A 9,247-nucleotide genomic window follows, 5' to 3' on the forward strand; every position below is an offset into this window, starting at 1 on the left:
CGGCCGAGAGCAATTGTCAGATAAGAGCCGCCTGCGGCATAAACGACGGCAACTACGAAGAGAAACGGGCTGATCGACCACAGCACTCCTGAAAAGGCCAGGATTGTGAGTGCGCTGTTGAATATCATGAGGATAAACGAGAGGGTGGTGACCGTGAAGGAACGGACGTCATCGGCGATCCGTTGATCGGGATGAGTGAGTTTCCCCGAATAACCCAGGTGAAAATAGGTTGCATCGGCCAGGTAAAGTTTGACCGCCCGGCGGGTCAGGAAATCGCGCCAGAGCAGCGCCAAACGTTCTTCGACGAACCGCGCAAAAACGGCGACCACGGTTGAAGCGGCGAAGACCCCAATGTAGAAGATCGCTTGCTGGGAAAATTCTGCCGTCTGTCGTTCGGCGATTGCCGTCATGAAATTCCTGCCCACGTAGCTGTTGACAACGTTCAGTGCGTTAAGCCCGCACAAGAGAAGGACCAGGCCGACAAGCAGCCATCTCGCTTTTATACCGGCCTCGGAGGTCATAAAGATCTTGACCGCGCGTACAAAGCGAACTGCCGTTGTCTTGAGGGGAGTTTCCTGTTTATCCATGACGTCCCTCGGCATGTTGATTGAACTAAGTTGCACACCGCTCATCCGGCAGTGAGGATGATACGGCGGGGACGGACGAGAAACCCGAAAGCCTCGTACTAGCCCACCAAATTCTCTGGACCAGGGCGCGCCGCCGGTCCGGTGGAGCGCTCGCCCTCGGATGCGGGTTGATTCAATATGCTGGCGATCAGATTTCACCCCGCAAGGTACCCGACTTCTGTCCAGGCCGTCACAGTATCCTAATGACCGCCTAACCATTCCGCCGATGGTTAGGTCCGCAACTAGCACCAACGGTTCGAAACCGATTGGTGCGTAGCTATATCGAAGGTCTATGGCGTTCTACGTTCTTGACGCATCCAAACTGGTTCAACAGAGTTTGATTTTACCTTGTTTCCCCGACCATGACCACAACGGCAACATGGACTTATTGCTGTCGGAACAAAGACGCGCGTTCGTCTTCGACGGTCGCCGACGAAGCCCAATGCCTGGCCTGTTCGGATCAGTTGCAAGTTCCCGCTCACGCTGACGCTACAACTAAGTGGCCCTGCTGATTGGTTGCGTCATGTGCATATGCTAAGAAAGGTCCGCTGCGGCCTGCAGGATGCTTTAGGCAAGGACAACGACCGCGCGACGACACGCGAGCTTCTGCACCACTTGCGAACAACACCGACAGGGCAGAAGATCAGCGGGGGATTGGCGCAATCTCCGGCTGGCAGCGCTCCCGGCAATTGAGCGAAGCTCCGGACCTGAAAGATGCATGGGTGGATTTCCGCCGCCGGAAACCGTTCTGGAAACGCTAACGAAGTTCTCGCCGCTACCTCGCGTCCCTTTGCGGTTCCGGCTCGCCGTGCCGCTGGAAGGGCCGGCACCCGGTGCCGATAGCGGTCTGATAGAGTTCATGCCCGGGCCTGATGTTCGCCCAATGCGAATGCGTTCTTCCGATCGTCAGTCGCGGACAAATATTGGCATGGAAAATGTCGGAAACGGCTAAGGCATAGGCGGCAAGGCTGGTGTGATGGATTTGGGAGTAGCGATAGGCAAGGTAGAGATAGTTTTCCAGATGCAGCGGTCGGAAGTCTGCTGAACCCGGTCCGAGTTCCGTTTCTGCCGGGCCGAGCAGAAGTTGCGAGGCGCTGCGAATCACCGTGTCGTCGAAAGTATGTTCCCTTAGAAAGACTTCATGCTCTTCGGTGACGAAACCGAACGAGGCGTCGCCGATCGGCATGCATTTGACGAAGAGACGCGGCACGTCGGCATCGTCGAAAATCCGGTGCAACAGCGACTTGGCACGGCAAAACGGCAATTCGCTCCGCACAGGCTGCAGATGTGCATCCCACGCTTCGTTAAGGGGCCAATGTTATTCAAGATGAGGCGTTCTCTGGTCAGAATTGACCAGGACCAGTTCACCAGGTGTGACATTGCTGAGCATTCGGTGGTCAAGGATTGCACTCTAACTTTCCAGGAGATGCCGCATGTCAGAGAAGGTGTTCCATGTTCTATTTCTGTCGCATCGCGATCGCCCGAAGTCTGATGGCTGAAGCAATCCTCAATCGCATTGGCAGCCACGCTCTCGATGCCCTTGACCAGTTAACGACCGTTACCGATGCCCGCGCCGCCTTTATCGAAGCAGCCAGAGAAGCCAATATCTTTGTCGACTATCGCAGCGCTACTATTTAGAAACTGCTCACCGCCGGCATCACGACAGCTCAATCTGCTGAACCGATCCGAATCGTTTTTCCCTCACTGTCCTGTGACGCATCGCGTTCATGCATGTCCGCAATGAAAAAGCAGGTGCCTTCGCCGCGGCGGGCGAGGCCGCCGTAACTGGCGAACTTGCGGTTTGCGCCGGCAGTTGCGGTCCGGAGTGATACGGTCGGCAGTACGGCATCGGCAATTCAGGAACGTACCTGTGCCGTAGATGCGTCGATACGAACTGCGATCAGGGTTTGATCGATGAGATCGAAGCGGCTCTCCTGGAAAGATTTTCGCGGCCGGCCAGGCAGAACAGCTGACATCATCGCCTGTCGATGATGCCATGCTCATCGTCACGGGCATGCGTGGCCTCGTCGTCATCGAGCGGGTCTACCGGGACGAGCAGCGCATGCGTTCAATGGCCGATTTGCTCATTCAACTCTTGTTAAAGCAGATCAAGCCTTGATCAGCGGCTATGCGCTCCAAAGAACTGTCATAGTGCGATCAGGGGATCTGGAGCGGATTTACGCACGCTGCTAAACACCGTAAAACAACGCGGAGGAGGAAAACCATGTGGCAAGCAGCTATCGCGTTGCTGGACGTAGTCTTGGTCGCAAATTCACGGGCCAGGGACAGGTCGCATCGGGCACTACCGGGCCTTCTCTTGCTTGTCTTCCTCGTTGGCTGTGCCACGCAGCGCGCGGAGGTGGCAACGCTGCCCGTTACCGCGTCGCCGGCGTTGCAAAACAGCCAGACGGCTCAGTCCCGGCAGAGGCCCGGAGCCTTCGACCTCCTCTACGTCACCGACCGGGCACCCGCAGCTGCTTCGAAAAGCAGTCTGTCCTACGGTGCCGAGAGAGCCAGATTCTTGAGCTTCGGATCGGTGTCGATCGCCCCGACACGCGCCTCTCCCATCAGCAAGGGCAAGTTAGACGTCGGTGCGATCTCCAAGATCGGACGGTTTCCGGCGACGCCCTACGGCGTGGTGGCGACCGCGAACGGACTACGCCGCACGCCGGCGGCTGTCGCAGCCCATGTTCAGGCAGCCGCATCGCTGCAGGCCGAAGTCGCTCGTCGTCTCGCAGTAGCACCCCGCAAGGAGGTCGTGGTCTTTATTCATGGCTACAACAATACCTTCGCCGACGCGGCGCTCGCAACAGGCCAGATCTGCAAGACGCTGCAGAACCAGTTTGTCTGCGTTATCCTGACGTGGCCGGCTGGGGGCTCCGGCGGCGTGTTCTTCGGCTACAACATTGACCGAGAGTCGAGCGAATTTGCCGTCGCGGACCTCAAAAAGGCCATTCGTATCATCGCCGAAACCAAGGGTGTCGAGCGGGTTCACCTTCTGGCGCATAGCCGCGGGACCGATGTGCTCGCGAGCGCCGTCCAGCAACTCGGCATCGAAGCCTATGTTAGCCGATCCTCGCTTTGGCAGCGCTACAAGATCGCGAACGCCGTGCTTTTCGCTCCCGACATTGATCTCGATGTGGCTGCTTCCAAGATGTTCGGCGTGGTGTCGGATCCGGACCTTGCCTTCGGCAGTAAATCAAGCCCAAGCACGTTCCCGCCGCAAGGCCCTGTACATCTCACGGTTTATTCGTCTCCCAGCGACAAGGCGTTGAGGGCATCAACGCTGCTCTTTGGCAGCGCCTTGCGGCTGGGGCAGATCGCTGTCGGCAGGCTTCCCAAGGACAGGAGCCAGGCGGCGTCCAAATGGGAAGGCTCTCATATGGGGGGGGTGGTCGATTTCATTGAGTATTCGGGCAGGGCCGGCTTTATCGGCCACAGCTATTTCCTGTACGATCCGGCCGTTAAGGCGGATCTGGTCGCGCTTATCCGCGACAGAGTGAAGGCTGGCGATCCGCGTCGCCAACTCGTCGAAATCAAACGACCTTTCTGGAGAATATCGGAAGTCCAGCAGGCCTCGCGATGATTGTGTTCCGAAATGATCTTGTTGCCGCGCCTCTGCAGACGTCACTACTGTCGGGAGCGTGGCCTACTGTTGGACGAAACAGGTTAGGAATCATCTCATGGGCAAGACCTCATCATCGGAGATATCACCGCGAAAATCGGAAAAACTGGCGGCGTGGCTGATCGGTCCGGGGCGCTTGTCAGGTGATGCTGCGACAGTGACCTCCGGTCTGGCGCAGGGATTGACCGGGATGGGAGTCCCATTGCACCGGCTGCGCCTCGCCATGCGGGTCGATAATCCATTGTTGACCGCCTGGGCATCCTCTGGGCACCGCAAACAGCCGCCCAGATTTTTTCTATCAGCCGTGCTTTGCTGGACACGCCGACCTACATCGGCAGCCCAGCCCAGCGGGTCATCGAGAAGGGAGCCTGGTTCCGGCAGCAGCTGGGCCATCTGGGACCGGAAGATCATATAGTTCTCCATGACTTGGCGAAGGAGGGCTTTAAGACTACATCGCGGTTCCGGTCGCATTCGGGAATGGCGTCACCCAAGGCGCGATGTTCGCGACGCGCCAAGGCCGGGGGTTTGCCGACAGCCACCTCACTTTGATCAAGGACCTCGCCGTGCCCCTCTCGGCTGCGCTTGAACCAATCGCAATGCGCCACTCGATAGAAAGCCTTTTGGCCACATTCTCGGCGAGGGACCCGCAGCGCGAGTACAGGCCGGCGCAATCAAACGCGGCGATATCGTGGAGACCGAAGCCGCCATCCTGCTCACGGATATGCGCGGGTTTACACCGCTCTCACTCACCTCCTCGCCGCCGCAATTATTGACCACGCTTGGACGTTACTTCGAGGTAGTGGTGGATGCCGTGCGGGCAGAGGGAGGCGACGTTCTGAAGTTTGTGGGTGACGGGGTTTTGTCAATCTTCGAGGTGACGGAGAGCGGCCGCGCCGCCGCCTGTGCCGCTGCTGTGCGCGCGGCGTCGCAAGCGGTCGCGAGGGCACGGGCCGAGGGTTTACCTCCCTTCGTCGGTGCTCTGCACGTCGGGCCGGTGACGTACGGAAATGTCGGAAGTCCCACTCGACTGGATCTTACGGTAATCGGTCTGGCGGTGAACGTTGTCAGCCGTCTGGAGGAGATCGCCAAGACGAGCGGGCGGACATTGGTTTGTTCCGGAAGTATCGCCTCCGATTTGCCGGCTGCGTTGGTGCGGCACATCGGTCAGTTCAAGCTGAAAGGCCTGGTCGGTGAGTACGACGTATTTGCCATTACTTCCGACCACGAAAGTCAGGCACAAGCATCAGTTTGACAGCGAGGACCTCCGGCAGCCGTTGCAGAATACCGCACCAGCGTTCCCGAGCGCCTCGTCCATGATGCGGCGGATGGTGCGCGCAGCGGCCGCACTGCGCGCTGCAACCGAGGCAGGCATAGACCTGGCTGATCGAGCGCGTCCGCTCCGCGTCGACGGCGGAGCGGACATCCTGATCAGTAAACACATTGCACGAACAGACGATCGTGGCGCGATTGAGCCAGCAATACGCCAATCGTGCCGCCGACAGCGCCAGCGCCATAGATGCAGATTTTCAAAGGTCGGAGTGTAGTCATGATAAGGATCGAATTTCTTGACAGGAATTGATAGCTGGTGTGCGCATTTGAGATCACATGCGACACAATCGCATTCTGAGGACTGTACGTCGGACTTTCCCCGAACTCGGGAGGAAGAAAGTCGTCGTTGCCCATCCAATGTCCAGCGATGCGATCCTCGCGTAAAGTACAAAACGGCCACATTTGCGCCATTTCCAAAACTGCGGCGGCGATCCCTCCACAATAAATTCAGCGCTACTGCCGGCCCAGAACTCAATGATTGATGCACGAAGGCACGCCGTCATGCCCGATGTGATGCTCGCCGTTCCATCCGTTGCAGTATGGCCAGCCAACCCCAAAACAAGAGCCTGCACGTTGGATTCCCTTTATCTCAATAGTTCTGGAACCAACGCCAAAGCCGATGGTTGATCAGGTAGTTGAACTAGATTCGACGGTGGTGCGAGCGATGCCAAGATAATGCGTTCGACGTCTCTCGGAATCAGTTCGGATGGCTCAGAAAATGGAGGAAGTCGAAAATGGAAGAATTCGCTGAAAGTTCACCTATCTCGAAACCATCAAACACGTTGACTGCCTTTTACGAAGATCGCGGCGTGGCCGAAGGAGCGGTGGAGCGTTTGGTCGAGGCGGGCATAGGTCGCGACAGCATTCGATTGGTCGAGGGCAATGACACGGAGGCGGACCGGGAAGTCGGCATCAGCGATGACGGCAAAGGTTTCTGGGAGGCTCTGAGTGACTTCTTATTTCCAAGCAAGGACCGCGCGGCATATTCAGAGGGGCTCCGCCGCGGCGGCTACTTGGTCACCGTGACGGGCGTCAGCGCCGATCTTGCAGACACTGCACTCGATATCCTCGACGACGAAGGCAGCATCGACATCGATGAGCGGGCCGCCTCGTGGCGTTCCGAAGGCTGGTCGGCGGACGAGGAATTCGTACCCACCGAGTATGACCGGACCGGCGATCCAAAGATATCGGGCGTCCCCGGCGCTGCCGGTTTTGCCGGTACTGAATCGGATTTGGATAACGAGGCCATCCGGGATGTCGAAGAAAACGAGGATGAGCGGGCGGTCAAGCGTGACATGACCAATGCACGGCTACGGGCCCGATCATACAACGCAGGCTAATGACGAGAGTTTAGGGCAGCTGTAGCGGCCACCTGAGTGGTCATATCATCGAGGGCCTCGACGGTCGGCGCAGGCCCTCGTCAATGGTTGTGGACGGACCAAAGGAAGTCGGAGCCTATGTTGCCCGTCACCTCGAATGCATACGTGCTGTTTCCTCGCGATACGAGCAGCTGGTGCTGGTCGACAAGCACTTCGCGTCCGACGGGCTAGGGCCAATTTTGCTGGCCGTCGTTGTCGCCATCACTGGCCTCACAGCTTCGATCCTCGTTGCGAAGATACTGCAGTTGGATCCAGGGTTTGCTGCGGGCCTTATGTCTGGTGCTCTGACTCAGAGCGCCGCTATGGGAACAGCCACGGATGCAGTCAACGCACTGCCTTTGTCGGAGGCGGACCGCGCACTGTTAGTCGCGCACATCGCTGTGGCGGATGCGGTCTGCTACATCTTCGGTTATGCTGGCGTCATTGTCTTCTGTACCGTAATCGCCCCGGCACTGCTGAAGATCGACCTCAGAACGGAAGCGCTGAAGTTGGAGCAGGCGTTAGGAATGAAGCGAGCGACGCCAGGCCTCGCGTCCGCTTGGCGGAAGTTCGAACTGCGCGCCTATCGATTGGCCGAAAACTCCCCTCTTACAGGCTTAACCGTGGCCGCTGCCGAGGCACGTGTGCCCGAACACAGGCCGTTCATCCAAAGGCTTCGCCAGCGTGACCGCATCTTCGAAGCTGCGTCCGACATGACGCTTCGAGCCAGCGACGTGATCGCAATCTCCGGTCCGCGTGAGGTGATGGTCGAACTGGTCGGACCTCGTGCCGACGAGGTCGAAGACAGGGAGCTTCTGGACCTGCCGGTCCTGGCTGCGGATGTCCTCCTCATGAGTCCGAAGGTTGGGGCAGGACTCTTGCCGACCTATCGGCAGAAGAATGGACGCGTGGGTTGTATCTGCGGTCTGTCAGCCGCGGCGGTCAGGAACTCCCGATTGCGGGCAATTTGGCCCTGCAGCGCGGCGACGCCCGAGCCGCGTTGGCGCTCGACCATTTCGTCCATCGGATCAGTCTCAACGCAGGTGCGCTTGCTGCAGCGCTGGGTGGTCTTGAGGCGTTCGTATTCACCGCTGGAATTGGCGAGAACTCGCCAATCATGCACGAGCGGATCGCAAAAAGACTTAGTCGGCTTGGGGCGCAGTTGGATCCTGCGCGTAACGGGATCAAAATGCCCAGCGGAAGGATGATTGTGAAAGGTCTGTTCGCTGCCCAATCGATGGGTGCCGCCATCCCCATTTCGCAACGCATTCCCTTCTATTCCGGATTTGCTCAGCGATCCGGGAAATCCCCAGCACTTCCAGTGGGCGATGATAGTGCTCATCGCGTTCAGTACGGTCCCCACACAGAGCGCCTAGTCGTATCGGCTGTTCAACGTTCCGCTAACGGTGCAAACACGCGGATCGTCACAGGCCACATCATACTGCCGGCCGCCTCAGCTTCATCGTCGCAACCTCCCTGTTCTCCGTCGCGCTCTTCCGGCACATGCCCGAGATGGACTATGCGCGCAGCTGGCCAACGATCCTGTCGCATGGACTACTGTTGTTGTATTGTTAGCCATCCGAACTCTAACGCCTCGGAGTTGCCCTGCGCGGGCAGCTGGGCAACTGACAAATATGCGCTCTGTGGCGAGGTGTCGTTAAAGTCGGCGTGTGCAACTTGCCGAGGGATCTTTTGCAAATTTGTGTCTGGATCAGAATTTACCCCAAAGGATGGCGGCCCTTGAACATTGCAGTTTTCCGGTTCAGATTTGGATCAAGCTGATGCCATGCCACTATTGAGAAAAGTTTGCAACTTACCACGACGACTGGGAGCGCAAGTATGCTAGGATCGTAAGTCTCAATTCGGGCGCCCGACCGAGGCCTCGACGAGGGGACAAAACGCGGATGGACGATGGTCAGTATGAAATCTGACTGGTACAGGATTTATCGTGAATGATGGTCGTGTCACAGTAAAGCGCCAATGAGGAGAGCAGCTATGTCATTGCACCAAAAAACGATTGCCGTCGTCGCTTCGGCAGCGCTGCTGATGTGCGGGCCGGGCATGCAGGCTTGGACACAAACGCAGCCTGCGCCCGCTGCAACGGAGCCGGCAGCGCCTGCACCAGCAGCACCCGCGCCGGCACTGCTGACGGCGGCAGAGCTGCAAACACTGACCGCGCGCATCGCGCTCTATCCCGACGACCTTGTGGCCCTCGTGCTTTCGGCCGCGCTCAACCCTCTACAGATCGTCCAGGCGGCGCGGTTTCAGGATCAGGCGAAAGCAAAGCCGGATGCGAAACCCGATCCGTC

General features: G+C 58.4%; 10 protein-coding genes and 3 pseudogenes. 8 read left to right on the forward strand and 5 right to left on the reverse strand.

Going from position 1 to position 9,247, the window contains the following annotated elements; all coding sequences use genetic code 11:
• A pseudogene (locus C7476_RS27510) lies at nucleotides 1-587 on the reverse strand (ABC transporter ATP-binding protein/permease); the annotation flags it as partial.
• An 814-nt stretch (nucleotides 588-1,401) separates the two neighbouring features.
• A complete protein-coding gene (locus tag C7476_RS27515; RefSeq protein ID WP_147274762.1) occupies nucleotides 1,402-1,902 on the reverse strand; it encodes a hypothetical protein in 501 nt (166 codons plus the stop codon).
• Between the two features lie 176 nt (nucleotides 1,903-2,078).
• Here C7476_RS27515 and C7476_RS27520 point away from each other — a divergent pair, with 176 nt between their 5' ends.
• The 4 genes and pseudogenes from C7476_RS27520 to C7476_RS27530 all read left to right on the forward strand — a co-directional run bounded on the left by C7476_RS27520 (nucleotide 2,079) and on the right by C7476_RS27530 (nucleotide 4,212).
• A complete protein-coding gene (locus C7476_RS27520; RefSeq protein ID WP_114433098.1) occupies nucleotides 2,079-2,264 on the forward strand; it encodes a DUF982 domain-containing protein in 186 nt (61 codons plus the stop codon).
• Nucleotides 2,265-2,344: 80 nt separating this feature from the next.
• Nucleotides 2,345-2,449: pseudogene (locus C7476_RS29290) on the forward strand (thiamine pyrophosphate-binding protein); the annotation flags it as partial.
• Nucleotides 2,450-2,622: 173 nt separating this feature from the next.
• Nucleotides 2,623-2,745, forward strand: coding sequence for a hypothetical protein (locus C7476_RS29195; RefSeq protein WP_281032750.1), 123 nt, complete (start codon nucleotides 2,623-2,625; stop codon nucleotides 2,743-2,745).
• 105 nt (nucleotides 2,746-2,850) lie between these two features.
• On the forward strand, nucleotides 2,851-4,212 hold the full coding sequence (locus C7476_RS27530) for an alpha/beta hydrolase (RefSeq protein ID WP_114433099.1): 1,362 nt from the start codon (nucleotides 2,851-2,853) through the stop codon (nucleotides 4,210-4,212).
• Nucleotides 4,213-4,302: 90 nt separating this feature from the next.
• Here C7476_RS27530 and C7476_RS29025 read toward each other — a convergent pair whose 3' ends face one another.
• Nucleotides 4,303-4,662, reverse strand: coding sequence for a hypothetical protein (locus tag C7476_RS29025; RefSeq protein WP_245426648.1), 360 nt, complete (start codon nucleotides 4,660-4,662; stop codon nucleotides 4,303-4,305).
• A gap of 277 nt (nucleotides 4,663-4,939) precedes the next feature.
• On the opposite strand from C7476_RS29025, the gene C7476_RS29030 reads away from it, so the two are divergent.
• Entirely contained in the window at nucleotides 4,940-5,503 is a 564-nt protein-coding gene (locus tag C7476_RS29030) for an adenylate/guanylate cyclase domain-containing protein (protein WP_245426651.1), read from the forward strand.
• Here the strand turns inward: C7476_RS29030 and C7476_RS27540 are convergent.
• Both C7476_RS27540 and C7476_RS29295 read right to left on the reverse strand, forming a co-directional pair.
• The gene (locus tag C7476_RS27540) at nucleotides 5,463-5,690 is read right to left on the reverse strand and encodes a (2Fe-2S)-binding protein (protein ID WP_245426652.1); all 228 of its coding nucleotides are present in this window, start codon (nucleotides 5,688-5,690) and stop codon (nucleotides 5,463-5,465) included. The two genes, C7476_RS29030 and C7476_RS27540, sit on opposite strands and share 41 nt — an antisense overlap.
• Nucleotides 5,680-5,799, reverse strand: coding sequence for a 2-dehydropantoate 2-reductase N-terminal domain-containing protein (locus C7476_RS29295; RefSeq protein WP_342633369.1), 120 nt, complete (start codon nucleotides 5,797-5,799; stop codon nucleotides 5,680-5,682). Before C7476_RS29295 ends, C7476_RS27540 begins: the two co-directional genes overlap by 11 nt.
• Before the next feature lie 515 nt (nucleotides 5,800-6,314).
• Between C7476_RS29295 and C7476_RS27545 the strand changes: the two genes are divergently transcribed.
• From C7476_RS27545 to C7476_RS27555, 3 genes and pseudogenes are all read left to right on the forward strand, one after another.
• Nucleotides 6,315-6,920 carry a hypothetical protein gene (locus C7476_RS27545; RefSeq protein WP_114433100.1) on the forward strand — a complete coding sequence of 202 codons (606 nt, stop codon included), beginning with the start codon at nucleotides 6,315-6,317 and terminating at the stop codon, nucleotides 6,918-6,920.
• Nucleotides 6,921-7,060: 140 nt separating this feature from the next.
• A pseudogene (locus C7476_RS29590) lies at nucleotides 7,061-8,118 on the forward strand (aspartate-alanine antiporter-like transporter); the annotation flags it as partial.
• Nucleotides 8,119-8,933: 815 nt separating this feature from the next.
• A partial coding sequence (locus C7476_RS27555) for a DUF3300 domain-containing protein (RefSeq protein ID WP_425374036.1) occupies nucleotides 8,934-9,247 on the forward strand: 314 nt, incomplete at its 3' end.

The organism is Phyllobacterium bourgognense, assembly GCF_003337575.1.
Classification (GTDB): Bacteria; Pseudomonadota; Alphaproteobacteria; order Rhizobiales; family Rhizobiaceae; genus Phyllobacterium; species Phyllobacterium bourgognense.